Annotated in this window: 22 protein-coding genes and 2 tRNA genes; 17 read left to right on the forward strand and 7 right to left on the reverse strand. The window is 72.9% G+C overall.

Features of this window, described 5'->3' with window-relative positions; genetic code table 11:
* The first annotated feature begins 122 nt into the window (after positions 1-122).
* The 4 genes from ACZ42X_RS16835 to ACZ42X_RS16850 all read left to right on the forward strand — a co-directional run bounded on the left by ACZ42X_RS16835 (position 123) and on the right by ACZ42X_RS16850 (position 3,618).
* Complete coding sequence (locus ACZ42X_RS16835; RefSeq protein ID WP_468289947.1) at positions 123-1,178, forward strand: chorismate-binding protein; 1,056 nt, start codon at positions 123-125, stop codon at positions 1,176-1,178.
* Positions 1,175-1,987: an aminotransferase class IV gene (locus tag ACZ42X_RS16840; protein WP_468289950.1), complete on the forward strand. Its 813-nt coding sequence runs from the start codon at positions 1,175-1,177 to the stop codon at positions 1,985-1,987. Before ACZ42X_RS16835 ends, ACZ42X_RS16840 begins: the two co-directional genes overlap by 4 nt.
* 33 nt (positions 1,988-2,020) lie before the next feature.
* Positions 2,021-2,869, forward strand: a complete 849-nt coding sequence (locus ACZ42X_RS16845; protein WP_468289952.1) for a GNAT family N-acetyltransferase — start codon at positions 2,021-2,023, stop codon at positions 2,867-2,869.
* Between the two features lie 83 nt (positions 2,870-2,952).
* The gene (locus tag ACZ42X_RS16850; protein ID WP_468289955.1) at positions 2,953-3,618 is read left to right on the forward strand and encodes a maltokinase N-terminal cap-like domain-containing protein; all 666 of its coding nucleotides are present in this window, start codon (positions 2,953-2,955) and stop codon (positions 3,616-3,618) included.
* A gap of 10 nt (positions 3,619-3,628) precedes the next feature.
* Here ACZ42X_RS16850 and ACZ42X_RS16855 read toward each other — a convergent pair whose 3' ends face one another.
* A complete protein-coding gene (locus tag ACZ42X_RS16855) occupies positions 3,629-4,174 on the reverse strand; it encodes a DsbA family protein (protein ID WP_468289958.1) in 546 nt (181 codons plus the stop codon).
* Between the two features lie 176 nt (positions 4,175-4,350).
* Here ACZ42X_RS16855 and ACZ42X_RS16860 point away from each other — a divergent pair, with 176 nt between their 5' ends.
* Both ACZ42X_RS16860 and ACZ42X_RS16865 read left to right on the forward strand, forming a co-directional pair.
* Positions 4,351-4,770: a hypothetical protein gene (locus tag ACZ42X_RS16860; protein WP_468290170.1), complete on the forward strand. Its 420-nt coding sequence runs from the start codon at positions 4,351-4,353 to the stop codon at positions 4,768-4,770.
* Between the two features lie 104 nt (positions 4,771-4,874).
* A complete protein-coding gene (locus tag ACZ42X_RS16865) occupies positions 4,875-5,027 on the forward strand; it encodes a hypothetical protein (protein ID WP_355368378.1) in 153 nt (50 codons plus the stop codon).
* A 7-nt stretch (positions 5,028-5,034) separates the two neighbouring features.
* Here the strand turns inward: ACZ42X_RS16865 and ACZ42X_RS16870 are convergent, their stop codons facing one another.
* The gene (locus ACZ42X_RS16870; protein ID WP_468289962.1) at positions 5,035-5,595 is read right to left on the reverse strand and encodes a CGNR zinc finger domain-containing protein; all 561 of its coding nucleotides are present in this window, start codon (positions 5,593-5,595) and stop codon (positions 5,035-5,037) included.
* A 320-nt stretch (positions 5,596-5,915) separates the two neighbouring features.
* Positions 5,916-6,329, reverse strand: coding sequence for an SsgA family sporulation/cell division regulator (locus tag ACZ42X_RS16875; protein WP_003959770.1), 414 nt, complete (start codon positions 6,327-6,329; stop codon positions 5,916-5,918).
* Between the two features lie 190 nt (positions 6,330-6,519).
* On the opposite strand from ACZ42X_RS16875, the gene ACZ42X_RS16880 reads away from it, so the two are divergent.
* Together ACZ42X_RS16880 and ACZ42X_RS16885 are read left to right on the forward strand one after the other, a co-directional pair.
* Complete coding sequence (locus tag ACZ42X_RS16880) at positions 6,520-6,984, forward strand: TIGR02611 family protein (RefSeq protein ID WP_468289967.1); 465 nt, start codon at positions 6,520-6,522, stop codon at positions 6,982-6,984.
* A 76-nt stretch (positions 6,985-7,060) separates the two neighbouring features.
* Positions 7,061-7,135, forward strand: a tRNA-Val gene (locus tag ACZ42X_RS16885).
* A 73-nt stretch (positions 7,136-7,208) separates the two neighbouring features.
* On the opposite strand, the gene ACZ42X_RS16890 is transcribed toward ACZ42X_RS16885, so the two are convergent.
* Positions 7,209-9,533, reverse strand: a complete 2,325-nt coding sequence (locus tag ACZ42X_RS16890; RefSeq protein WP_468289970.1) for an SCO7613 C-terminal domain-containing membrane protein — start codon at positions 9,531-9,533, stop codon at positions 7,209-7,211.
* A gap of 142 nt (positions 9,534-9,675) precedes the next feature.
* Here ACZ42X_RS16890 and ACZ42X_RS16895 point away from each other — a divergent pair.
* A tRNA-Val gene (locus ACZ42X_RS16895) sits at positions 9,676-9,747 on the forward strand.
* Between the two features lie 78 nt (positions 9,748-9,825).
* Here ACZ42X_RS16895 and ACZ42X_RS16900 read toward each other — a convergent pair.
* Entirely contained in the window at positions 9,826-10,554 is a 729-nt protein-coding gene (locus tag ACZ42X_RS16900) for a 3'-5' exonuclease (RefSeq protein WP_361428891.1), read from the reverse strand.
* 156 nt (positions 10,555-10,710) lie between these two features.
* On the opposite strand from ACZ42X_RS16900, the gene ACZ42X_RS16905 reads away from it, so the two are divergent.
* From ACZ42X_RS16905 to ACZ42X_RS16920, 4 genes are all read left to right on the forward strand, one after another.
* The gene (locus tag ACZ42X_RS16905) at positions 10,711-11,277 is read left to right on the forward strand and encodes a DUF4365 domain-containing protein (RefSeq protein WP_468289973.1); all 567 of its coding nucleotides are present in this window, start codon (positions 10,711-10,713) and stop codon (positions 11,275-11,277) included.
* Positions 11,277-12,548 (forward strand): hypothetical protein, encoded by a 1,272-nt coding sequence (locus ACZ42X_RS16910; RefSeq protein ID WP_468289976.1) that lies wholly within the window; start codon positions 11,277-11,279, stop codon positions 12,546-12,548. Before ACZ42X_RS16905 ends, ACZ42X_RS16910 begins: the two co-directional genes overlap by 1 nt.
* A gap of 108 nt (positions 12,549-12,656) precedes the next feature.
* Positions 12,657-14,639, forward strand: a complete 1,983-nt coding sequence (gene thrS / locus ACZ42X_RS16915; protein WP_468289979.1) for a threonine--tRNA ligase — start codon at positions 12,657-12,659, stop codon at positions 14,637-14,639.
* A 145-nt stretch (positions 14,640-14,784) separates the two neighbouring features.
* Complete coding sequence (locus ACZ42X_RS16920; RefSeq protein WP_468289981.1) at positions 14,785-15,351, forward strand: HIT family protein; 567 nt, start codon at positions 14,785-14,787, stop codon at positions 15,349-15,351.
* Here the strand turns inward: ACZ42X_RS16920 and ACZ42X_RS16925 are convergent, their stop codons facing one another.
* Together ACZ42X_RS16925 and ACZ42X_RS16930 are read right to left on the reverse strand one after the other, a co-directional pair.
* Entirely contained in the window at positions 15,352-16,998 is a 1,647-nt protein-coding gene (locus tag ACZ42X_RS16925) for a hypothetical protein (protein WP_468289984.1), read from the reverse strand. It abuts the gene before it with no gap.
* Between the two features lie 225 nt (positions 16,999-17,223).
* Positions 17,224-19,425: an elongation factor G-like protein EF-G2 gene (locus ACZ42X_RS16930; protein ID WP_468289987.1), complete on the reverse strand. Its 2,202-nt coding sequence runs from the start codon at positions 19,423-19,425 to the stop codon at positions 17,224-17,226.
* A 298-nt stretch (positions 19,426-19,723) separates the two neighbouring features.
* Between ACZ42X_RS16930 and pgsA the strand changes: the two genes are divergently transcribed.
* The 4 genes from pgsA to ACZ42X_RS16950 all read left to right on the forward strand — a co-directional run bounded on the left by pgsA (position 19,724) and on the right by ACZ42X_RS16950 (position 23,603).
* The gene (gene pgsA / locus ACZ42X_RS16935; protein WP_468289990.1) at positions 19,724-20,383 is read left to right on the forward strand and encodes a phosphatidylinositol phosphate synthase; all 660 of its coding nucleotides are present in this window, start codon (positions 19,724-19,726) and stop codon (positions 20,381-20,383) included.
* Entirely contained in the window at positions 20,380-21,339 is a 960-nt protein-coding gene (locus tag ACZ42X_RS16940) for a phosphatidylinositol mannoside acyltransferase (RefSeq protein ID WP_468289993.1), read from the forward strand. The genes pgsA and ACZ42X_RS16940 overlap by 4 nt, the downstream gene beginning before the upstream one ends.
* Complete coding sequence (locus tag ACZ42X_RS16945) at positions 21,336-22,499, forward strand: glycosyltransferase family 4 protein (protein WP_468289996.1); 1,164 nt, start codon at positions 21,336-21,338, stop codon at positions 22,497-22,499. Before ACZ42X_RS16940 ends, ACZ42X_RS16945 begins: the two co-directional genes overlap by 4 nt.
* A 336-nt stretch (positions 22,500-22,835) precedes the next feature.
* Positions 22,836-23,603 carry a class I SAM-dependent methyltransferase gene (locus tag ACZ42X_RS16950; RefSeq protein ID WP_468289999.1) on the forward strand — a complete coding sequence of 256 codons (768 nt, stop codon included), beginning with the start codon at positions 22,836-22,838 and terminating at the stop codon, positions 23,601-23,603.
* The last annotated feature ends 4 nt before the right edge of the window (positions 23,604-23,607 follow it).

Genomic DNA, 23,607 nt, shown 5'->3' on the forward strand with positions numbered 1-23,607 from the left:
CGTCCCGGCGACGTGTTGAACTCTAGCGGATTCCCGGGCCAGTACAAAAACGCGTTTGCCCAGCGTGCTGCGCTGACCTCGCCCGGCGCCGTCCCACCGGCCCCCGCCATAGACTCGCAAGCGTGCACCACCTCGCTCCTCTGGCCCGCTTCGGCGGCCTCCTCGCCACCGACCTGCGGGATGTCACCAGTGACCCCGAGGCCCTCGACTCGACCGGCTTCTGGGCCGTCAGCGCCGACTTCGAAGGCCGTCTGACCTGCGCCCGCTTCGGTGACGTCCGTACGGCCCCGGTCCCCGCGCCCGTCCCCGGCGCCTGGCGCGGACCCGCCACCGGCGACTGGACGTCGTCGCTCGACCGCGCCGCGTACACCGCGGGCGTCCGCAGGATCCGGGAGCACATCGCGGCGGGCGAGGTCTACCAGGCCAACCTCTGCCGGGTGCTCTCCGCGCCCCTGCCGGACGCCGCCGCCGACGTCGACGCGCTCACCGCGCTCCTCGCGCGCGGCAACCCCGCCCCGTACGCCGGAACGATTCGTCTGCCCGCCCACGGCGTGGAGATCGCCACCGCGTCCCCCGAGCTCTACCTGCGGCGCGACGGCCGCACCGTCGAGTCCGGCCCGATCAAGGGCACCGGCCGCACGCCCGAGGACCTGCTCGACAAGGACCACGCCGAGAACGTGATGATCGTCGACCTGGTCCGCAACGACCTGGGCCGCGTCTGCGCCACCGGATCGGTCACCGTCCCCGCGCTCTGCGCCGTCGAGGCGCACCCCGGACTCGTCCACCTCGTCTCCACCGTGCGCGGCGAGCTCGCCCCGGGAGCGGGCTGGACGGAGCTGCTGGAGGCCACCTTCCCGCCCGGCTCCGTCACCGGCGCCCCCAAGTCCAGCGCCCTGAAGATCATCGAGGCGCTGGAGACCGCGCCCCGGGGTCCGTACTGCGGCGGCATCGGCTGGGTCGACGCCGACCGCCGCACCGGAGAGCTCGCCGTCGGCATACGCACCTTCTGGATCGACCGCACGGACGGCGCGGCCGTGCTGCGCTTCGGCACCGGCGCCGGTATCACCTGGGGCTCCGACCCGGAGCGCGAGTGGGCCGAGACCGAACTCAAGGCGTCGCGGCTGCTCGCGGTAGCGTCGGGGACGTACGAGGCGAGTGGAAGGACCATCGGACAATGAAGCTGTGGGTCGACGGCGGGCTGCGCGACGCGGACACCGCCCGGGTCTCCGTGCTGGACCACGGCCTGACCGTGGGCGACGGGATCTTCGAGACGGTCAAGGCGGAGGACGGCCGCCTGTTCGCGCTCGAACCGCACCTCGACCGGCTCACCCGCTCCGCCCGCGGCCTCGGCCTGCCCGATCCGGACCTCGACGAGGTGCGCCGCGCCTGCGCCGCCGTCCTGGAGGCCAACCCCATGCCGCTCGGGCGGCTGCGCATCACCTACACCGGCGGCCTGTCCCCGCTCGGCTCCGAGCGCGGCGACACCGGGCCCACCCTGATCGTCGCCCTCGGCGAGGCCAAGCGCCGGCCCGACACCACGGCCGTGATCACCGTCCCCTTCACCCGCAACGAACGCGGCGCCCTCACGGGCCTGAAGACCACCTCGTACGCCGAGAACGTCGTCGCCCTCGCCAAGGCCCACGCGGCGGGCGCCTCCGAGGCGCTCTTCGCCAACACCGTCGGACAGCTTTGCGAGGGCACCGGCTCCAACGTCTTCGTCGTCCTCGACGGGCAGCTCCACACCCCGCCGCTCGCCTCCGGCTGCCTCGCCGGCATCACCCGCGCCCTGACCGTGGAGTGGACCGGTGCCCAGGAGACCGACCTGCCGATGGACGTCCTGCGGAGCGCCGAGGAGATCTTCCTGACCTCCACCCTGCGCGACGTCCAGGCGGTCCACCGGGTCGACGGGCGCGACCTGCCCGGCGCCCCCGGCCCGGTCACCGCCAAGGCCATGCGGATCTTCGCGGAGCGCGCCGCCCAGATGTGAGCCCCCGGTCGCGGGGTGGGTAGGAACCAGCTGATGACCACCACCCTGCGGCCGACCGGGCCGCTTCAGCAGGCCCCCGACGGCACGCGCTCACGCTCGTACGACATCTGCGTGAACAGCCGTCCCGTCGGCGCGGTCGAGCTCGGCACCCTGCCCGGATTCGGCACGGCGATCGGGACCGTCCGCTCGCTGCGCGTCGACGAGCCCGACCGGCGGCGCGGCCGCGCCACCGTGGCCGCGCTCGCCGCCGAGGAGGTCCTGCGGGGCTGGGGCTGCCGCCAGATCCAGGTCGTCGTCCCCGTCGAGGCCACCGTCGCGCTCCGCATGACGGAAGCCCTCGGCTACACCGAGCGCGGCCGCACCATGGTGAAGGACCTCGCGGGGCCGCCGCCCGCGCTGCCCGACGACGGCGTGACGGTGCGGCCGATGAGCGAGGCCGAGTTCCAGGAGTGGTACGCCACGGCCCGGGAGACCTTCGCCCGCGGCTGGGTCACCCGCGGCGTACCGGAGGCCCAGGCCAGGGCGGCGTCCGAAACCAGCCACCGCACGAGCCTCCCCGACGGCCTCGCCACCGAGGGCACCGCCTTCCACGTGGCCGTACGCGACGGGAGCGTGATCGCCGGCCACCTATGGACCGGCCGGCGCGCGCTCGACCCCGGCGGCGAGCCGGTCGCGTACGTGTACGACGTCGAGGTCGCCGACAGCCAGCGCGGCCGGGGCTACGGCCGGACCCTGATGCTCGCCGCCGAGCGCACCGCCCACGGCTGGGGGCTGCGCCGCATCGCCCTCCACGTCTTCGCGGGCAACACCCCGGCGACCCGGCTGTACGAGTCGCTCGGCTACGCCACCACGCACCTCCACCGCTTCAAGCCCCTGCTCTAGGGGATGTCTAGGCAGGCGGTGGGGCCGCGGCGTACCTTGTGGATCTTGGTACGTACACCGTCCGACGGAGGAGAGTCCCCGGTATGGCCGTCATCCACCAGACCACCATCACCCCGAGCAAGCTGGAGATGCTCACCGCCTGGCTGCCCTCACGCCCCTGGTACCGCGGCGGCGACGGGGAACCGCGGCTGACCAAGGCCGGCGGTTTCCGGCTGGACGACCCGGAGGGGGAGGTCGGCATCGAGTTCATGGTGGTCACCGACGCCGCCCCGGGCGCCGACGGCGCCTCCGCGCCGGCCGGCTACCTGGTGCCGCTCACCTACCGCGGCGCCCCGCTGGACGGGGCGGAGCATGCTCTCGTCAGCACCGCGGAGCACGGGGTGCTGGGCACGCGATGGGTCTACGACGGCTGTCACGACCCGGTCCTCGTCGCCCAGCTGCTCGCCCTGATCGAGGGCCGGGTGCAGGCCCAGGCCCAGAGCGTCAGCGACGCCGTCGACCAGGAGGTCGCCCGCTCCTTCACCGGCGACGGGCCGGTCCCGGCGGACTTCACCACCGTCGTCGACCACCCGGAGCGCACCGAGCTGTCCACGCCGGACGGCGCGACGCTCGTCCTGCGGCGGATCCTGAGCCCCGGCTCCGACGCCCCGGCGGACCTGCCCGAGGGGGCCGCCGGACATGTCGCCGGTGCCTGGGAGCTGCCGGACGGCAGCCGGGCGCGGGGCCTGGTCGCCGTCCTGCACGTCTGAGAGCCGGAGCCTAGGCCTGGGCCAGGAGCCGGTCGGCGATCTCCTCGATGCGCTCGCGCAGACCCTCCTGGCTCTTGCCGCCGTCCAGCCGCTCGCCACCGATCACGTACGTGGGCGTGCCCGTGACGCCGATCGCCTTGCCTTCGGCCTGGTCGGCGTCCACGGCCAGCAGATGCCGGCCGTCGATCAGCGCCGTGTCGAATTCCTCGGTGTCCAGGCCCAGTTCAGCCGCCACCTCCAGCAGCAGCTGCTCCCCGCGCGACGCCAGCTCCTCGGTCCTGGCCAGCACCGCCTCCGCGTACGGCCAGCCCTTGCCCTGCTCCAGCGCCTCCTCGGCGGCCTGCGCCGCAGCGTAGGCGTGCTGGTGCCGCTCCAGCGGGAAGTGCCGCAGCCGCACCTCCAGCCGGTCGTCGTAGCGGGCGCGCAGGGCGCGCAGGTCCTCCAGCGCGGCGTGGCAGTCGGGGCACTGGAGCTCGCACCAGACGTCGAGGACGACGGGGCCGGCGGCGCGGTCGGCGGTGTGGTCGGTGGTGCTGTCGGTGGGGGAGTCAGTCATGAGACCAGTTTTCCAGCAGGGGTCGCGGGTCCCCAACCCGGAGATCTCCCTGAGGTTGGCCGGGGACCGTGGCCGCCGGATGCGCGCCCGGTGCAGGATGGAGGGGACGTATGACCCGAGGGTGTACGACCCGAAGACGTACGACCCCGCTCACCGCCCAGGCCCTGGAGGACCGGATGCTCGCCGAGACCGTTTGCTCCGCCGTGTCGGCGGCAGGGCTGGGCATCGCGGCCATCGCCGCGTACCGCAGGCGGTTCCTCGCCGCCACCCGTATCGCCGCCTACGCGCTCGTCCCGCTCGGGCTGGTGATGACCGGCGCCGTGGAGTGGCTGGCCGGGACGGCCTTCAGCCCGGTGGCGTGGGCCGGTTTCGGCGTGCTCGGCATGGCGTGGCTGCTGTTCGCGACCGGCAGGGCCGTCGAGCGGCGCAGGGCCGGCAGGCGCGCGCAGCCGGACGCGGGCGCCCCTGGCCCGGTCGCCCCGGGTGCCTCGGCGCCCTCCCTGGCGGCCGGAGGCACGGGCCGGCCCGCCGGGAAGTCCGGCCCCGCCGACGACTTCAGCGACATCGAGGCCATCCTCAAAAAACACGGCATCTGACGAGCGGCTGAGGGACCTTTGAGGAACCGGCGTCCCCCACAAGCGTGTTGGAAGGGCGGTTCCCCGATCATCGGGCACCCGGTTGCGCCATCATCGGCCCCGAGATGCTGGATACCTCGCGGGAGCGTCCTCCCGCCACCACGAAAGAGCCGCGCGGCTGCCTCTTCGCGCTGTCCCAGCCCCCGTTGATGATCTTCCTCGGGGTGATCGGCGGCCTGCTGCTCATGGCCGCCGTCCACGACCTGTTCCTGCTGTGACCCCGGATCAGCCGGTCGTGGCTTCCTTGCGGCGGGCCCGGTACGCCGCCACATGCAGACGGTTACCGCAGGTACGGCTGTCGCAGTAGCGGCGGGAGCGATTGCGGGACAGGTCGACGAAGGCCCGCCCGCAGTCCGGCGCCTCGCAGCGCCGCAGCCGCTCCCGCTCGCCCGCGACCAGGATGAACGCCAGTGCCATGCCGCAGTCGGCGGCCAGGTGGTCGGCGACCGACGCGCCCGGCGCGAAGTAGTGCACGTGCCAGTCGTAGCCGTCGTGGTCGGTGAGCTGCGGTGTGGTGCCGGCCGCGGCCACCAGCTGGTTGATCAGGTCGGCTGCGGTGTGTGCGTCGGGCGCCGCGAACACCTCGGCGAACCGTTTCCGTACGTCCTGGACCGCCTTCAGATCCCGCGTGTCGAGCTCGCCGACGCCGCTGACGTCGTGGTCGCGTACGAACGCGTACAAGGCGGCGACGTCCCCGAGTATGTCGTCCCGCCCGCCCTCGGGCGCCGTGTTCATCAAGTCGACGACGGTGTCGAGGGCGATCCGGGTGTCGTGGGGGATCAGCACGAATTCCGCTCCGCTCCCTGGCCTGATGCGGTGGGCGGGCGCCCGCCGCATGTGGCGCCGACTCTAGCGGCTCGTGCGCGCGCCACCGGATGTGTGCCGGTTTCGTACCGGCTTCGCGGGCTTCGGGGGCTTCGCGGGCTTCACGGAGTGGGCGGAACACGACCGCGCCGTCACGGCGAGGGTTCGCCGTGACGGCGCGGGTGTCCGTCCTGTACAGCCTGTCGGTGGCCGTGTGGGGTTGTCCGCGCGGCGCCGTCGCCCCGAGTCGGACGGCGCCGTGCGGCTCTCGGCCTGGCTCAGCCGCTCAGCTCGTCAGCCGGTCAGCTTTCGGCCAGGATGTGCGAGAGCTCCGTATCGAGGTCGAAGTGTCGGTGCTCGGTGCCCGGGGGGACGGCGGCGTCGGTCCGCTTCAGGAACGACTCCAGGGCCCTCGCCGGGGCCTCGAGCAGGGCTTCTCCCTCCGGGGAGCTCAGCGCGATGCAGACGACGCCTTGGCCGTGGCTGCGAGATGGCCAGACTCGGACGTCGCCGGTTCCGGTGGGGCGGTGCAGCCCCTCGGCGAGAAGGTCGCGGGCGAACACCCACTCGACCGTCTCCTCGGCTCCGGTGTGGAAGGTGGCGTGCACGGCATACGGATCGGCCGTGTCATACCGCAGGCCCGCCGGTACAGGCAGTGAGGACTCGCTCGACACAACGAGGCGCAGGTGCAGCTCGCAGCTGACCGTGGTGTTCATAAGCGCCAGGGCCTTTCGCTCAGTGTGCGCTCGGGGATTCGCACGTCGGCGAAATCGACATGCCACCTACGGTGCCGTTGTAAACCCCTCTGTCTGTTTTGTGATGGTTGAGCTCCCTCATATGGCGGTGTGTAACCGGTGGTTATACGGCCATTCCGGTGCCCCCGCCTCGTCCGGTAGGTTGGGCCTCATGAAAGCGGAGAGTGACGAGCGGGGGAGAGGCGCCGAACCGGCCGCTCCGGAACCCGCCACGGGGGACGTGACAGGCCGCGAGACCGACGAACCGGCGCTCGGTTCGCGGGCACCCGGCTTCATCAAGGCGCGGCGCACGCTGCACCTCAGCTGGCAGGTCGGCGTGTTCGTCGTCGGCCTCGCCGTGGTCGGGGCGGGCATCGTGATGCTGCCGCTGCCCGGCCCGGGCTGGGTGGTGATCTTCGGCGGCATGGCCATCTGGGCCACCGAGTTCGTCTGGGCGCAGCTGGTGCTCCGCTGGACGAAGCGGAAGGTCACCGAGGCGGCGCAGCGCGCCCTCGACCCGAAGGTACGCAGGCGCAACATCATCCTCACGACGATCGGCCTGGTGATCATCGCCGCGCTCGTCGGTGTCTACGTGTGGAAGTACGGCATCGTCATGCCGTGGAAGATCCCCCGCTGACGGGACAACCCTCACCGGCCCCTCCCGGGGTGGTCGGAGGCACCTGCTGACATGCGGTAATGTTTGCGGTGCGCCCGGGCGATTAGCTCAGTGGGAGAGCGCTTCGTTCACACCGAAGAGGTCACTGGTTCGAACCCAGTATCGCCCACCACCCGGACCGGAGGCCCGGAGACGTGATCACGTCTCCGGGCCTCCGGCGTACCCGGCCCGCCCGCGTCCCTGCGTCAGCGCATCCGGCCCACCCTCTCGCGCAGCCGGCGAGCGTCCCGCAACCGCTGCTCGTACGTCGCGCCCACCGCGAGCAGCAGCAGCCCCGCCAGGGCCGGCGGCAGCCACCTCGGCAGCGCACCCACCACCTGCGCGATGTACGGCGCCAGCTCGTGCAGCCCCACCAGCGCCAGCACCGCACCACCCAGCACCAGCGGCGCCTGGAGCCGCAGCCGCGCCCCCAGCAGCGTCACCGCGAGGGCCCCCAGCCCGAGCAGCAGCGGCCGCGCCCACTGAGCGTCACCCCACGCCGCGAACAGGCTCGGCACCAGCGTCGCGGCCAGCCCCGGGCCGTACGCCGCCCACGACGACGCCTCCGGGTCGCGCCGCCTGCGCAGCACGCCCACCACCAGGGCCGGCACCGTCACGGGGAGCGTGTACGCCTCCGGTACCGACACCCCCGAGGCCGCCAGCCGCACCCACGTCGCCGCCACGCACAGCACCACGGCCGCGTACCCGGCGACAGGGCGCCGTTCCGGGCGCAGCGCCGTGGCCGCCGCCAGTACGCCGCACAGCGCCAGCACGAGCGCCAGGTGCGCCGGACGGCCGGCCGCGAGTCCCACCGCCACCACCGCCGCGCCCGCACCGGTCAGCTCGACCGGCAGCGCCACCGGGTGGAGCCGCAGCCGCGCTCCCACGGCGACGGTCGCCGCGGGCACCGCGAGCAGCGCGAGAGCCGTGCCGTGCGCGGACAGCGCGGCGAGCCCGGCGCCCGCGCCCACGCACCCGGCCGCCGCGACGACCGCCACGCACGCCGCCACCGCCCGTACGGCCACGCCCTGCGCCACCGCCGCCAGCGCCGCGCCCGCGAACAGTGCGGCCAGCACCCCGGCCACCACCACGGAGGCCACCGGCCCGGCACTCGCCGCCCACGCGGCGGCCCCGGCCGACGCCAGCCCGCAACCGAGCGCCACAGCCGCCGGAACACCACCCGGAGCGCCCGCCTCGCCCTGCTGCGGCAGCCGCCGCGCCAGCGCCTCCGGGCGAGCCACCAGCGCCAGCAGCACCGCCGTCAGCACCAACTGCGCCGCCAGGGACGCCGCGTACGGCAGCCGCACCGCCTCCGGCAGGGACAGCGCCGCCGCCGACGCCACGATCAGCGCGCCCGAACGGGCCGCCGTCCACCGCACCACCGCGAGCACCGCCGCCACCGTCACCAGCACCACCGGCGTCGACCACGGCACTCCCCGGCCCGGCCCCGCCACGGCCGCCATCAGCGGCGCCGCCGCCCACGCCACCGACAGGCCCTGCACCACGCCCGACGCGCCCAGCAGCCCCAGCCGCACACCACCCGGCACCCGCCCGGCACCGGCCACCGCCGCCACGGCCACCGCGCACAGCAGGTACCCCGGCACCACCCACCCCGCGGGCAGCACCCCTCGCAGCAACCCGCCCGCACCGGCCACGGCCGCCAGGCCCGCCGCCGCAGCGCACACCACCGCCACGTCCTCCCGGAGCGCGGCCGTGCGCCACGCCACGTACAGCGCCAGGCCCGACGCCCCCAGCAGCAGCACGGCCCCACCGGAGCCGCCCGCCACCACCGACAGCCGGACACCCGTCAGCACCACCCAGGCGCCCGCCGCACACGCCCCGGCGCACGCCACCCCGCGCACCGCCGGCGTCGGCCGCGCCCACAGGGCCAGCACCGCGTCCAGTCCCGCCGTCACCAGAAGCGCCCACGCCACCGACAACGCCCCCGCGTCCGCCGCCAGCGCCCCCAACGGCAGCGGCAGTTGCGCCGCCGCCACCGCCGCGGGCAGCGGCAGCCGCAGCCGCGCGACCCCCGTGCCGTAACCGGCCCACAGCACCGCCAGCACACCCGAGGCGACCGCCGCGTACCCCAGGCCGCCCGCGTCCGGCAGCGCCACCCGGTGCAGCGCGTACGCGTCCAGCGCCATCAGCACCAGACCCAGCCCCGCCACCGACTCCGCGGTCGACGCCAGCCCCCGCCGCAGCAGCGCCACCGGCGCCGCCAGCGCCACGGCCGTCACGACACCGAGGACGGCGGCGCGGCCGGCGATGCCCAAGTGACCCCAGCTGACCAGCGTGAAGGCGACGGCGGCCACCGTCAGCAGCGCCCCGCCCAGCGTCAGCAGCACGTTCTGCGCGCTGCGCGGCGAGGCCTCCCGCCCCGCCACCGGCGGAACGGGCGGAAGAGGGGCGTGGAGCACGCTGAGCAGCCAGGCCCGGCGTGCCAGCAACTGCGCGCGGCGCGCATCCAGTTGAGCCAGCTCACGCTCGACGAGCGCGAGCTCCTGTGCGGGCGGCGGAATGTTGTTCATATGCGGAGTGTGGTGCCCGTCACGCCGCCGCGGCATCGGTGCTCGTACTCAGATGCGCATGAGTACACCCGGCGCACGCGGTCCGGGGTCGTAACGGGTTTGAAGGAAACGCACCCGGACCTGTATGGTTCAGTGCGTTCCCGGGCGATTAGCTCAGTGGGAGAGCGCTTCGTTCACACCGAAGAGGTCACTGGTTCGAACCCAGTATCGCCCACCGCCGGGAAGAGCCGGTCCGTCACCGTACGGACCGGCTTTTTCGTGTCCCACGGGAGAGTCCCACGGGAGGCCGGGGCTACGCGGCCGCCGCCGGCACCTCCGGACGCAACGGCCATGCCGGATCCACCGCCTCCTCCGACCCGTTGCGCGCGAACCACGCCTGCAGCCCGCGCGCCTGCGCCGCGTGCCACACCGCCTGCAGCGCGTGCAGCTCCGCCGGCGACAGCCGCTCCAGGCGCGCCGCGAACCGCCGGCCCACCGCCCGTACCACCTCGAGCGCCGCCGCCGCGTCCGCCGCCGCGTCGTGCGCCCCCTCCAGCGGGACCTCGTACTCGGCACACAGGTCCGTCAGGGTGCGCCGGCCCTTGCGGTAGCGGTCCAGGTGCTTGTCCAGCACCCGCGGATCCAGCACGCACAGCGGCGCGTTCTCCAGGTAGCGCGCGAACGACGAGGCGCGATGGCGGCGCAGCTCCCGGTCCAGCAGCGTCAGGTCGAACGGCGCGTTCATCACCACCAGCGGCCGCCCCGCCGCACAGTGCTCCGCCAGCGTCCGGCCTATCTCCTCCATCACCGGGGCGGGCCAGCGCCCGTTGCGCTGGAGGTGATCGTCCGTCAGGCCGTGCACCTCCGTCGCCTCCCGCGGCACCGGTATGCCCGGGTTCACCAGCCACCGCGTGGCCCGGACCCGCCCGCCCGCGGTGTCCTGAACGACGACGGCGGCCGACACGATCCGGTCCCGCTCGACGTCAACTCCCGTGGTTTCCGTGTCGAATGCGGCCAGGGGCCCCTCGTACCAGAGCGTCATACCCCGAACTCCTCGCGCGTGCCCGGCACATGGCGTCATGCCATCTGCCCGGAACGGTGATACCCGCGCCGTTTGCACCGTACGCAACGCGGTGACAACACAGGTGAGGGGTGGTCGAACTGACGCCCCGTCGTCGCCTGGAAGGCATGAAGAGCCATGGCGCTCGCGCAGCCCGAACCCGGGGGGCTGCTTCCCCAGCAGATCGCACCGCTGCGGGGCGCACTCGCCACCACCGCCTGCATGGAGACCCTCCAAGTGGGCTACCTCCACGCGGTCGCGGCCGCCGCCGGCTGCTCGCTCTCCCAGCCCTTCCCGGACAACGGCATCGACTGGCACGTCAGCCACAGCGCCCCCGGGCACGTGGTCGACGACGAAGTCACCGTCAAGGTGCAGCTCAAGGCCACGTACCAGATCCCGCCGCACCCCCCGGGGCCGACGTTCTCCTTCACCCTCGACAACGAGCACCTGGTGAAGCTCGCCCGGACCCCCGTCGCCGTGCACAAGATCCTGGTCGTGATGATCGTCCCCAGGGTCCGGGAGGAATGGCTGCGCGCCGACCACGACCGCCTCGACCTGCGGCACTGCTGCTACTGGACCAACCTCGCGGGCCACCCGGTCACCGGCAGGCGCCGCACCACCGTGCGCATCCCCACCACACGGATCTTCGACGACCGGGCACTGTGCGACATCATGGCCCGGGTCGGGGCGGGAGGAAGACCCTGATGCACCGGCCGACCGACGAGCCCATGTGGCCCCACCCCCACCCCCACCCCCACCCCGTGACCGGAGTCCCGTCCCCGTGGACGGGCGCGGCCCCCGGCCCCGCCGCCGGTACCCCCGGCCCGGCCCTCGACCCCGCCCGCGTCGACCCCCTCGTCCTCGGCGCGCTGCTCGGCCGGCACGGCTGGCGGCGCCGCGGCGGCGCGACCGGGCGCTACAGCCGGTGGACCCCGCCGGGCCCCGGCACCACGCCCATCAGCCTCCTCGTCCCTGAGAGCCGCGCCTTCCCGGACTGCGACGACCTCCTCGGCGAGGCCCTCACCGCGCTCGCCCGCTGCCCCGCGCCCTCCGCCCGCGAGGTGCTCGTCGGCCTCACCGTGCCCAGCGACGAGATCCGCTGGTGGCGCGACACGCCCCCCGGCCCCTCCTCCACCGCCACCTGGACCGCCCAGGAGCAGTTCCGCTCCGCCGCCCGCCAGATCCTCCTCGCCGGCGCCCTCGCCGTACGGGGTCGCGCCCGCTACCACGGCGCACGCCACCGGCGGCAGGCCCAGGCCCTCCTGGACGGCGTCCTCGTGGCGGCGGCGCCCGGCGGGCGCGGCCTCACCGCCTTCGTCCCCGTCGACCCCGCCCGCGCCGTCACCGCACGGCTCTACCACGCCCTGTACGCCACCCGCGAGGCCGTCGACTACCAGCGGGCCACCGGACGCCACGACGCCTTCGACGCCGCCGTCGAGGCGGGCGCCAGCCGCGAGCTCACCGAGGCCCTCATCGCCCTCGTACGAGGCGCCGAAGGCGCCGCGATCACCCTCGCCTGGGCCCCCGCCGCCGGCGCGCCCGAAGGGTGCGCGCCCCGCCCCGAACCGGTCGAGTTCTCGCCCGGGGACCTGCCCGCCCTGCGCGAGGCCGGCGCCCGCTACCTCCAGGACGAGCCCTCCGTCCCCGTCCGCCTCACCGGAGCGGTCGTACGCCTCCGCCGGTCGGGACCGCGCGGGCCGGGCACCGTACGGCTCCGGGTGCTCGCCGGGGCGGAGGTACCGCACGTACGGGTGGCCCTGGACGAGGACGCGTACCGCACGGCCGGCCACGCCCACCTGCACGGCCTGCCCCTCCGCGTCACCGGGCGGCTGGAGAGCCGGGGCGGCTTCCGGCGGCTGACGGACGCCTCCGACGTCGTACTCGTCCAGGTCGACGAGGCGGAGCGGGACCGGCTGATGAAGTCCCTCCAGGAGAACCTGGGCTTCTTCGGGGAGGCGGACGCGCCCGCCGACTGAGGGGACGGAAGGGGAAACCGTTTCGCGGGCGGAGTCGGTCCCTCGGTACCATTCGGTACGGCGCGCGCGATACGAATGCGGCGCTTCCCCTTCAGGCAGGAGAGACCGGTGTCAGACGTCCGTGTGATCATCCAACGCGATTCCGAGCGGGAAGAGCGCGTGGTGACGACGGGCACTACCGCCGCCGACCTCTTCGCCGGCGAGCGCACCATCGTCGCGGCGCGCGTCGCGGGCGAGCTGAAGGACCTCGCGTACGAGGTCCGCGACGGCGAGACCGTCGAGCCGGTCGAGATCTCCTCCGAGGACGGCCTGAACATCCTCCGGCACTCCACCGCGCACGTCATGGCGCAGGCCGTGCAGGAGCTCTTCCCCGAGGCGAAGCTGGGCATCGGCCCGCCGGTGAAGGACGGGTTCTACTACGACTTCGACGTCGCGGAGCCGTTCACCCCCGAGGACATCAAGCGCATCGAGAAGCGCATGCAGGAGATCCAGAAGCGAGGCCAGAAGTTCTCGCGCCGGGTCACCACCGATGAGGCCGCCCGCGAGGAGCTGGCGAACGAGCCGTACAAGCTGGAACTCATCGGCCTCAAGGGCAACGCCGCGCAGGCCGCCGAGGGCGCCGACGCCGAGGTCGGCGGCGGCGAGCTGACCATCTACGACAACCTCGACGCCAAGACCGGCGAGCTCTGCTGGCGCGACCTGTGCCGAGGCCCGCACCTGCCCACCACCCGCAACATCCCGGCGTTCAAGCTGATGCGCTCGGCCGCCGCCTACTGGCGCGGCAGCGAGAAAAACCCGCAGCTCCAGCGCATCTACGGCACCGCGTGGCCGTCCAAGGACGAGCTGAAGGCGTACCTCGACTTCCTGGTCGAGGCCGAGAAGCGCGACCACCGCAAGCTGGGTGCCGAGCTGGACCTCTTCTCCATCCCGGAGGAGCTTGGCTCCGGCCTGGCCGTCTTCCACCCCCGCGGCGGCATCGTCCGCCGGGAGATGGAGGCGTACTCGCGCAAGCGCCACGAGGACGCCGACTACGAGTTCGTCAACACGCCGCACATCTCGAAGGAGCAGCTCTTCGAGACCTCGGGGCACCTGCCGAACTACGCGGACGCGATGTTCCCGCCGCTGGAGTTCGACGGGCAGAACTACCGCCTGAAGGCGATGAACTGCCCCATGCACAACCTGATCTTCCGGGCGCGTGGCCGGTCCTACCGTGAGCTGCCCCTGCGGCTGTTCGAGTTCGGCACGGTCTACCGGTACGAGAAGTCCGGTGTGGTGCACGGCCTGACCCGCGCCCGCGGCTTCACCCAGGACGACTCGCACATCTACTGCACCAAGGAGCAGATGCCGCAGGAACTCGACTCGCTCCTCACCTTCGTCCTGGACCTGCTGCGCGACTACGGCCTGACCGACTTCGAGCTGGAGCTGTCGACCCGCGACCCCGAGTCCGACAAGTTCATCGGCGAGGACGAGGAGTGGGAGGAGGCCACCGAGGCGCTGCGCCAGGCGGCCGAGAAGCAGGGCCTGCCGCTGGTCCCGGACCCGGGCGGCGCGGCGTACTACGGCCCGAAGATCTCGGTGCAGGCGCGGGACGCCATCGGCCGCTCCTGGCAGATGTCGACCATCCAGGTCGACTTCCAGCAGCCCAAGCGCTTCAACCTGGAGTACACGGCGGCCGACGGCTCCAAGCAGCGGCCCGTCATGATCCACCGGGCGCTCTTCGGAAGCATTGAGCGCTTCTTCGCCGTGCTCCTGGAGCACTACGCGGGCGCCTTCCCGGCCTGGCTGGCTCCGGTCCAGGCGGTGGGCATCCCGGTCGGTGACGCGCATGTTTCGTACCTTCAGGACTTCGCCGCCGAGGCGAAGAAGAAGGGCTTGCGGGTCGAGGTGGACGCGTCCTCGGACCGGATGCAGAAGAAGATCCGGAACGCGCAGAAGCAGAAGGTTCCGTTCATGATCATCGTCGGCGACGACGACATGGCGGCTGGCACGGTCTCCTTCCGCTACCGAGACGGTTCGCAGGAGAACGGGATTCCCCGTGACCAGGCGATCGCGAAGATCGTTGATGTGGTGGAGCGCCGGGTACAGGTGTGACACGTTCCCCGCATAAGCGGGGGTGGCCCGATGCAGGAGATCCAGAATCGGGGTCAGCGTTTGTGGTCCCCGCACCCGCGGGGGTTCTGAGGGGCGGTCCCAGACGGGTCCGCCCCTCGCCGCATCCGCCCGCACGCCAGCGAATATGCTGGCTCGCATGACGACTGAGCCGGAGCAGCAGATCGGAGTCGGGACGCCTGACGCGTTCCAGCGCCTGTGGACGCCCCACCGGATGGCGTACATCCAGGGCGAGAACAAGCCCACCGGCCCCGGGGCCGACGACGGCTGTCCGTTCTGCACCATCCCGGCGAAGTCCGACGAGGACGGGCTGATCGTCACGCGGGGCGAGAAGGTGTACGCCGTACTCAATCTGTACCCCTACAACGGCGGGCACCTCATGGTCGTCCCGTTCCGGCACGTGGCCGACTACACCGAGCTCGACGACGCCGAGACCGCCGAGCTGGCGGTGTTCACCAAGCAGGCCATGACCGCGCTGCGCACCGCCTCCGGTGCGCACGGGTTCAACATCGGCATGAACCAGGGCAGCGCCGCCGGCGCCGGGATCGCCGCCCACCTGCACCAGCACATCGTGCCGCGCTGGGGCGGCGACACCAACTTCATGCCGGTCGTCGGCCACACCAAGGTGCTGCCGCAACTCCTCGCGGACACCCGCCGGATGCTCGCCGACGCCTGGCCGACGCCGACCGCCTAGTCAGGCGTCGTACACGTCCGCCTTCTTCGGCATCGGGTCCTGGACGAACCCGCTGAGCACCATCGAGCGGTTGGTGAAGCGCTCCGTGTCCACGCCGTGATCGTCGAGCATCTTGATGGTCGCGGCGTGGACCGCCCGCAGGACGGGCGTGGCCGCGCGGATGGCGTCGTCGGCCATGAAGCGGTGGCGCCAGGGCTGGGCGGCCCAGGCGTGCCGCAGGCCGAAGGGCTCGGGCAGGACGAGCTTGCCGCCGAGGAAGTCGAGGACCGGCGGGAACCAGGTCAGCGGGGCGCGGACGGCCAGCCGTACGACTTCGTCGTTGGTGATCAGCGGCAGCAGCACCTCCTTGGTCTCCCAGAACCGGACGGTCTTGGAGACCTCCTTCTTCGGCGCCTCCGGCTTCGTGGTGAAGAGCGAGTGCACGGGGCCGAGGGCGTGGCCGGTGACCTCGATGCGGAGCGTGTGCAGCAGGGCGGTGACGGTGACCATCATGGTGAGCACCAGCTGCCCGTCCCAGAGGACGAACTGCACGCCGAGGTAGTGGCGGTTGCCCTTGCCGAACTGGTTCTCGTTGCAGATGCGCTGTATCTCGTGCGGCTTGACCTGGTACGCGACGACGTCCTCGCCCTCGGGCCGCGCGACCTCCTTGGCGCCCTCGCCGACGGGGGAGACGATCCAGTGGCTGACCGACGGGGTGGGGAAGCCGGTCTTGAGGGTGCCGCGTTCGAGCATCTTGAGCTGGTCGTGGATGGGGCGGATCACGTCCCAGGTGCGGAAGGCGTGGATCTCCTTGCCCTCCTTGGGGATCAGCTCCTCGGCGAGGTGCCAGCTGCCCCAGCGCGTGCCCATGCCGAGTATGCCCTTGGGGCCTGCGTAGAAGACGACGTTGGAGCGCTGCTCGGCGGTGAGCTTCTCCAGGGACCGGCGCAGCTCTTCGGCGGCGGTCTCGTTGGGGTCCTGGGGTACGGCTTCGGGGATCTTGGGGCCGATGCCGCCACCGCCGCTGAGGAGGGAGTCCCAGCGGGCGCGCAGGTCCTTGGCGGTGCGCTCGCAGACGCGTTTGGCGAGGAACCAGCCGACGACCGGGGCGACGATCATGATGCGGAGGTAGAGCCCCAGCAAGCCGGTGAAGGGCAGCCGGAGCAGGAAGAGGACGGCGAGGATGCCCATGCCGACGAGGAGGCCGGTGCCCAGGGCGCCGGCGCCCTTCTTGTCGGCGGAGGTCTTGGCGAGGGCGCTGCGCACCTGGAAGACCGTCATCCAGGCGAGCATGCCGGGCAGGAAGACGACGCCGAAGAAGACGGTGATCAGGGTGAGGAGCTTGTCGCGCCGCCTGCGGATGTTGGTGGCGGCCAGGCAGTGCTCGACGACCGTCTGGGGTTCGGCGCCGAAGGACTGGATCAGCGGCTTGCGGGCGCCGCCCAGCATCCGGACCTGTACGGCACGGGAGAAGGCCTCACCGAGGTTGGGTGCGAAGAGGGAGAACTTGCCCTTCTTCACCGTCGACTCGTGCCATTCGTTGTTGGCGTCGAGGATCTTCTCCATCTTGTCGTCGCGGTAGGCGGCGGAGGCGAGCGCGTGCGTCGCCGCCATCTGTCCGGCCGAGCCCTGGATCGGGACCTGCGCCCCGGGGCTGAAACTGTCCATCGTCGTCACTGCCGCCGCCCCCACCTCTCACAGCTGTCCGCTCTGCGGCCTTCCCAACGACCGTGCCCGGCACACCTGGTGGCCGCCCTGAGCCGAGCAGTACAGCCTATCGGGGTGTACGGGCCGGTGTCCGGAGACGGCCGAATGCCGCCCACCGCGGGTGGTCCTCGGGACGGTTGCGGTGGGCGGCTGATCGATTCGGGATGGATTCGGGATGGATTTGGGTCAGCTTTCGGTCTTTTCGCGGACCTTCTCCGCGACGTGCGCGGGCATGGGCTCGTGGCGCGCGTACGTCCGGTCGAACCGGCCCGTGCCGTGGGAGATGGAGCGGAGGTCGACGGCGTACCGTCCGATCTCCAGCTCGGGCACCTCGGCGCGGACGAGGGTCCGCCCGGGCCCGGCCTGTTCGGTGCCGACGACGCGGCCCCGGCGGCCGGAGAGGTCGCTCATGACCGGGCCGACGTACTCGTCGGGGACGAGGACCTGGAGTTCGGCGACGGGTTCGAGGAGGTTGATCCGGGCGTCGGCGGCGGCTTCGCGCAGGGCCAGGGCGCCGGCGGTCTGGAAGGCGGCGTCGGAGGAGTCCACCGAGTGAGCCTTGCCGTCGAGGAGGGTGACGCGTACGTCGACGAGCGGGTGCCCGGCGGCGACGCCCTTTGCGGCCTGGGCCCGTACGCCCTTCTCGACGGACGGGATGAACTGGCGGGGCACGGCGCCGCCGACCACCTTGTCGACGAACTCGATGCCGGAACCCTGGGGCAGCGGTTCGACCTCGATCTCGCAGATGGCGTACTGGCCGTGTCCGCCGGACTGTTTGACGTGCCGTCCGCGCCCCGCCGACCTGTCGGCGAAGGTCTCGCGGAGGGCCACCTTGTGGGGTACGGCGTCGACCTGGACGCCGTAGCGGGTGCGCAGCCGTTCCAGGGCGACGTCCATGTGGGCCTCGCCGAGGCACCACAGGACGACCTGACCGGTGTCCTGGTTCTGTTCGAGGCGCATGGTGGGGTCTTCGGCGGCGAGGCGCGCGAGGCCCTGGGAGAGCCTGTCCTCGTCCGCCTTGCTGTGGGCCTGGATGGCGAGCGGCAGCAGCGGCTCGGGCATGGTCCAGGGCTCCATGAGGAGCGGGTCGTCCTTGGCGGAGAGCGTGTCGCCGGTCTCGGCGCGGACCAGTTTGCCCACGCAGCACAGGTCGCCGGCGATGCAGTGGTTCATCTGCCGCTGCTGCTTGCCGAAGGGCGCGGACAGGGCCCCGACGCGCTCGTCGACGTCGTGGTCCTCGTGGCCGCGGTCGGCGAGGCCGTGCCCGGAGACGTGGACGGTCTCGTCGGGGCGCAGGGTCCCGGAGAAGACGCGTACCAGCGAGATCCGGCCGACGTACGGGTCGGACGCCGTCTTGACGACCTCGGCCACCAGCGGCCCGTCGGGGTCGCAGGTGATCGCCGGGCGCGGCGCGCCGTCCGGGGTGGTGACGGCGGGTGCCTCGCGTTCCAGGGGCGTGGGGAAGCCGCGGGTGATCAGCTCCAGCAGTTCGACGGTGCCGAGGCCCTGCTTGCCGCCGGGGGCGGCGGGGGCGGCGGCGAGGACGGGGTGGAAGGTGCCGCGTGCGACGGCCTTCTCCAGGTCCTCGATGAGGGTCTTGAGGTCGATCTCCTCGCCGCCGAGGTAGCGGTCCATGAGGGTCTCGTCCTCGCTCTCGGCGATGATGCCCTCGATCAGCCGGTTGCGGGCCTCGGCGATGAGGTCGCGCTGGGTGTCGTCGGGTGGGTTCTCCCTCCGTTCGCCGGAGGAGTAGTCGAAGATCTTCTGGGTCAGCAGGCCGACCAGTCCGGTGGCGGGGGCGTGCCCGTCGGGTGCCTCGGGGCCGAGTACGGGCAGGTAGAGGGGGAGGATGGCGTCGGGGTCGTCGCCGCCGAAGATGTCGGCGAGGACCTGGGTGAGCCGTTCGAAGTCGGTGCGCGCGGTGTCGAGGTGCGTGACGACGATGGCGCGGGGCATGCCGACGGCCGCGCACTCCTCCCACACCATCCGGGTGGAGCCGGCGACGGCGTCGGCCTCCTGGGCCGCCGATACGACGAAGAGGGCCGCGTCCGCGGCGCGCAGGCCGGCCCGCAGCTCCCCGACGAAGTCGGCGTAACCGGGGGTGTCGAGCAGGTTGATCTTGTAGCCGTCCCAGCCGACGGGGACGAGGGAGAGCTGTACGGAGCGTTGCTGACGGTGCTCGATCTCGTCGTAGTCGGAGACCGTGGCGCCGTCCTCGACCCGTCCTGCCCGGTTGACCGCGCCGGCGGTCAGCGCGAGGGCCTCGACGAGGGTGGTCTTACCGGATCCGCTGTGGCCGACCAGCACCACATTCCGTACCGATGCGGGCTGGTCGGCCGTAAGAGCCCTGCCGGCGGCTCCTGGGTGGGTGTTCGCCTTGTCGCCCATGATTTCTTCCTCCTGATCGCCGGTGCACGGTGCGTGCACGGTGGAGGTGGGGGGCGCGGGCGCGGGGGAGCGACCCTCAAACGGGGCAGCTCCGGCGGTGCCCGCGGTGGTCTTTCGAGCTTTCCACTCCGGTCAGGCCGCGTCCATACGACAGACATACGGGTGCGTCGCGCATCGGGTACTCGCCGATGCCACGTGGGGTGCGTGGTGCCCCGGGGTGTGGGCGGGGCGGTGCTGGCTACGATGGGCCAGCCGGCGGCCGATGGGGCCGCGCGGCCCACCGACCCTCGGGAAGGCCATGCTGAACAAGTACGCGCGTGCGTTTTTCACGCGTGTTCTCACACCGTTCGCCGCGTTTCTGCTCCGCCGCGGAGTGAGCCCCGACGCCGTGACCCTCATCGGCACGGCGGGGGTGGTGGCCGGGGCGCTGGTCTTCTTCCCGCGGGGCGAGTTCTTCTGGGGCACGATCGTCATCACGCTGTTCGTGTTCTCGGACCTGGTGGACGGGAACATGGCCCGGCAGGCCGGGATCTCCAGCCGCTGGGGCGCCTTCCTGGACTCGACCCTGGACCGGGTCGCGGACGGGGCCATCTTCGGTGGCTTCGCCCTGTGGTACGCCGGCCAGGGCGACGACAATGTGCTGTGTGCCGTGGCCATCTTCTGCCTGGCCAGCGGCCAGGTCGTGTCGTACACCAAGGCGCGGGGCGAGTCGATCGGCCTGCCGGTGGCGGTCAACGGCCTCGTCGAGCGCGCGGAGCGGCTGGTCGTCTCGCTGGTGGCGGCGGGTCTCGCCGGACTGCACGGCTTCGGCGTCCCGGGCGTCCAGGTGCTGCTGCCGATCGCGTTGTGGCTGGTGGCCGTGGGAAGCGCGGTGACGCTGGGGCAGCGTGTCGTGACGGTGCGGCGCGAGGCTGCGGAGGCGGACGCCGCCGGGGCGCGGGGGAGTGAGGCCACATGAGCGGGGCGAAGGACCGGCTGACGGACGCGCTGTACGGGCTGGGCTGGGCGGCGGTCAAGAAGCTGCCCGAGCCGGTCGCGGTGGGCCTCGGGCGGCGCATCGCCGACACGGCGTGGAAGCGGCGCGGCAAGGGCGTGCTGCGGCTGGAGTCCAACCTCGCGCGCGTGGTGCCGGACGCGTCGCCGGAGCGGCTGGCCGAGCTGTCCCGGGCCGGGATGCGTTCGTACATGCGCTACTGGATGGAGTCCTTCCGGCTGCCCTCGTGGAGCGCGCGGCGCGTGGCGGACGGCGTCGAGGTACGGGAGGTCCACCGCCTGACGGACGGGCTGGCCTCCGGGCGCGGCGTGGTGCTGGCGCTGCCGCACCTGGCGAACTGGGACCTGGCCGGGGTGTGGGTGACCCGGTCGCTGGGCGTGCCGTTCACGACGGTGGCCGAGCGGCTGAAGCCGGAGTCGCTGTACGACCGGTTCGTGGCGTACCGCGAGTCGCTGGGCATGGAGGTGCTGCCGCACACCGGCGGGTCGGCGTTCGGGACCCTGGCGCGGCGGCTGCGCGCGGGCGGGCTGGTGTGCCTGGTGGCGGACCGGGACCTGTCGGCGTCGGGCGTCGAGGTGAAGTTCTTCGGCGAGGCGGCGCGGATGCCGGGCGGGCCCGCGATGCTGGCCCAGCAGACGGGTGCGCTGCTGCTGCCGGTGACGCTCTGGTACGACGGCACGCCGGTCATGAAGGCGCGGGTCCATCCGCCGGTGGACGTGCCCGAGACGGGGACGCGGGCGGAGAAGACCGCGATCATGACGCAGGCGCTGGCCGACGCCTTCGCCACCGGGATCGCCGAGCACCCCGAGGACTGGCACATGCTGCAGCGGCTGTGGCTCGCGGACCTGGACGAGGAGCGGGGCCGGGGCCAGGGGCCTGACCGGGGCCAGGGCCCCGACCGGGGCCGGGTGACGTCGTGAGGATCGGCATCGTATGCCCGTACTCCTGGGACGTGCCGGGCGGCGTCCAGTTCCACATCCGTGACCTCGCGGACCACCTGATCCGGCTCGGGCACGAGGTGTCCGTGCTGGCCCCCGCCGACGACGACACGCCCCTGCCGCCGTACGTGGTCTCGGCGGGGCGCGCGGTGCCCGTGCCGTACAACGGCTCGGTGGCGCGGCTGAACTTCGGCTTCCTGTCGGCGGCGCGCGTGCGGCGCTGGCTGCACGACGGCACCTTCGACGTGATCCACATCCACGAGCCGGCGTCGCCGTCGCTGGGGCTGCTGGCGTGCTGGGCGGCGCAGGGGCCCATCGTTGCGACCTTCCACACGTCCAACCCGCGCTCACGCGCGATGATCGCGGCGTACCCGATCCTCCAGCCGGCGCTGGAGAAGATCAGCGCGCGGATCGCGGTGAGCGAGTACGCCCGCCGGACGCTGGTGGAGCACCTGGGCGGGGACGCGGTGGTCATCCCGAACGGGGTGGACGTCGACTTCTTCGCCAAGGCCGACCCCAAGCCGGAGTGGCAGGGCGGCACGCTGGGCTTCATCGGCCGGATCGACGAGCCGCGCAAGGGCCTGCCGGTGCTGATGAAGGCGCTGCCGAGGATCCTGGAGGCCCTGCCGGAGACCCGGCTGCTGGTCGCGGGCAGGGGCGACGAGGAGGAGGCCGTCGCCTCGCTCCCGGTCGACATGCGCCGCCGGGTGGAGTTCCTCGGCATGGTCAGCGACGAGGACAAGGCGCGGCTGCTGCGCAGCGTGGACGTGTACGTGGCGCCCAACACGGGCGGCGAGAGCTTCGGCATCATCCTGGTCGAGGCCATGTCGGCGGGCGCGCCGGTGCTGGCCAGCGACCTGGACGCGTTCACGCAGGTGCTGGACAAGGGCGCGGCGGGCGAGCTGTTCGCCAACGAGGACGCGGACGCCCTGGCGGACGCGGCGATCCGCCTCCTGGGCGACCCGGCCCGCCGCCAGGAGCTCCACGAGCGGGGCAGCGCGCATGTGCGGCGCTTCGACTGGTCGACGGTGGGCGCGGACATCCTGGCGGTGTACGAGACGGTGACGGACGGCGCGGCCTCGGTGGCCGCGGACGAGCGGGTGGGGGGCCTGCGGGCGAGGTGGGGGCTGGCGCGGGACTAGGGCACGCGCACGGTGTGGCCCCGGTGCGAGGCCAGGGCCTGCCGACGGTGTGGCCCCGGCGCGCCAGGGCCTGCGGGCGGTGGAACGGGGGCATCGGAGGGGGCCGAAAGGGGCGTCGGCCGCCCGTGGAAAAAGCCGCTCCGGCGCCGTCCTGGAAGGCGCTCTCCCGGCCTTCGGCAGGGCGCGGGAGGGCGGTGGAGCGGGGTGCCGGGGGCCCGGCGCGCACACGGCGCGCAAGCCCCGTGGACACGGCTCCAGGGCCCCAGGCCAGCTCGGCTGACCTGGGGTTTTGTCGTGTTCCGGCCTAAAATCGTGACCACGTGGGAGGGGGACCGGATGGACCGGGACATACGCACGGTGGACGACGTCATGGCGCTCCTGGACGGGCTCTTCGCGCCGGAGGTCGACCGGTGGACGGACGGGGCGGCCGACTGGTGGGACGGGTTCTACGCGGACCGGTCCCGGCCGGTGCCGTTCTTCGTCTCCAAGCCGGACGAGAACCTCGTCTCGTACGCCGAGCGCGGGCTTCTCGCCCCGGGCGCCCGCGTCCTCGACCTGGGCTGCGGGCCCGGGCGCAATGCGCTCTACCTCGCCTCCCTCGGGTGCGAGGTGGACGCCGTGGACCTGTCCCCGGCCGCCATCGCCTGGGCCGGGGAGCGGGCCCGCGAGGCGGGGGCGAAGGTCCGCTTCCACTGCGGAAACGCCTTCGACGCCGACTGGACCGCACAGCGGCCCGACGGCCCGTACGACCTGGTGTACGACTCCGGCTGCTTCCACCACCTGCCGCCCCACCGCCGCGTGAGCTACCTCGCCCTCCTGGACCGCGTTCTTGCGCCCGGGGGCCACTTCGCCCTGACGTGCTTCGCGGCCGGCCCCGGCGGCATGGGCTCCGAGCTGCCCGACACCGCCTTCTACCGGCCCAGCCGCGAGAACCGCGAGGGCGGGCTCCGGGGCGGCCTCGCCTACACACCCGACGCGCTGCGTCGCGTCTTCGCCGGTCTGACCGAGATCGAGCTGCGCCGCATGCGCGACGAGGCACCGAAGTCACCGCACTTCGGCGAGCCGTTCCTGTGGACGGCCCTCTTCCGCCGCGCCGACGCGTAGACAT

The sequence above is a fragment of the Streptomyces sp. NPDC030862 genome, assembly GCF_055571835.1.

What these genes read in the sequence shown, in the direction of transcription:
- ACZ42X_RS16905 (WP_468289973.1), top strand. Translation starts at nt 10,711, where the DNA reads ATGGCGCTCGCGCAGCCCGAACCCGGGGGGCTGCTTCCCCAGCAGATC.
- ACZ42X_RS16900 (WP_361428891.1), bottom strand. Translation starts at nt 10,554, where the DNA reads ATGACGCTCTGGTACGAGGGGCCCCTGGCCGCATTCGACACGGAAACC.
- ACZ42X_RS16860 (WP_468290170.1), top strand. Translation starts at nt 4,351, where the DNA reads ATGCTCGCCGAGACCGTTTGCTCCGCCGTGTCGGCGGCAGGGCTGGGC.
- ACZ42X_RS16880 (WP_468289967.1), top strand. Translation starts at nt 6,520, where the DNA reads ATGAAAGCGGAGAGTGACGAGCGGGGGAGAGGCGCCGAACCGGCCGCT.
- ACZ42X_RS16950 (WP_468289999.1), top strand. Translation starts at nt 22,836, where the DNA reads ATGGACCGGGACATACGCACGGTGGACGACGTCATGGCGCTCCTGGAC.
- ACZ42X_RS16910 (WP_468289976.1), top strand. Translation starts at nt 11,277, where the DNA reads ATGCACCGGCCGACCGACGAGCCCATGTGGCCCCACCCCCACCCCCAC.
- pgsA (WP_468289990.1), top strand. Translation starts at nt 19,724, where the DNA reads ATGCTGAACAAGTACGCGCGTGCGTTTTTCACGCGTGTTCTCACACCG.
- ACZ42X_RS16875 (WP_003959770.1), bottom strand. Translation starts at nt 6,329, where the DNA reads ATGAACACCACGGTCAGCTGCGAGCTGCACCTGCGCCTCGTTGTGTCG.
- ACZ42X_RS16850 (WP_468289955.1), top strand. Translation starts at nt 2,953, where the DNA reads ATGGCCGTCATCCACCAGACCACCATCACCCCGAGCAAGCTGGAGATG.
- ACZ42X_RS16840 (WP_468289950.1), top strand. Translation starts at nt 1,175, where the DNA reads ATGAAGCTGTGGGTCGACGGCGGGCTGCGCGACGCGGACACCGCCCGG.
- ACZ42X_RS16940 (WP_468289993.1), top strand. Translation starts at nt 20,380, where the DNA reads ATGAGCGGGGCGAAGGACCGGCTGACGGACGCGCTGTACGGGCTGGGC.
- ACZ42X_RS16925 (WP_468289984.1), bottom strand. Translation starts at nt 16,998, where the DNA reads ATGGACAGTTTCAGCCCCGGGGCGCAGGTCCCGATCCAGGGCTCGGCC.
- ACZ42X_RS16865 (WP_355368378.1), top strand. Translation starts at nt 4,875, where the DNA reads ATGCTGGATACCTCGCGGGAGCGTCCTCCCGCCACCACGAAAGAGCCG.
- ACZ42X_RS16890 (WP_468289970.1), bottom strand. Translation starts at nt 9,533, where the DNA reads ATGAACAACATTCCGCCGCCCGCACAGGAGCTCGCGCTCGTCGAGCGT.
- ACZ42X_RS16920 (WP_468289981.1), top strand. Translation starts at nt 14,785, where the DNA reads ATGCTGGCTCGCATGACGACTGAGCCGGAGCAGCAGATCGGAGTCGGG.
- ACZ42X_RS16930 (WP_468289987.1), bottom strand. Translation starts at nt 19,425, where the DNA reads ATGGGCGACAAGGCGAACACCCACCCAGGAGCCGCCGGCAGGGCTCTT.
- ACZ42X_RS16845 (WP_468289952.1), top strand. Translation starts at nt 2,021, where the DNA reads ATGACCACCACCCTGCGGCCGACCGGGCCGCTTCAGCAGGCCCCCGAC.
- ACZ42X_RS16855 (WP_468289958.1), bottom strand. Translation starts at nt 4,174, where the DNA reads ATGACTGACTCCCCCACCGACAGCACCACCGACCACACCGCCGACCGC.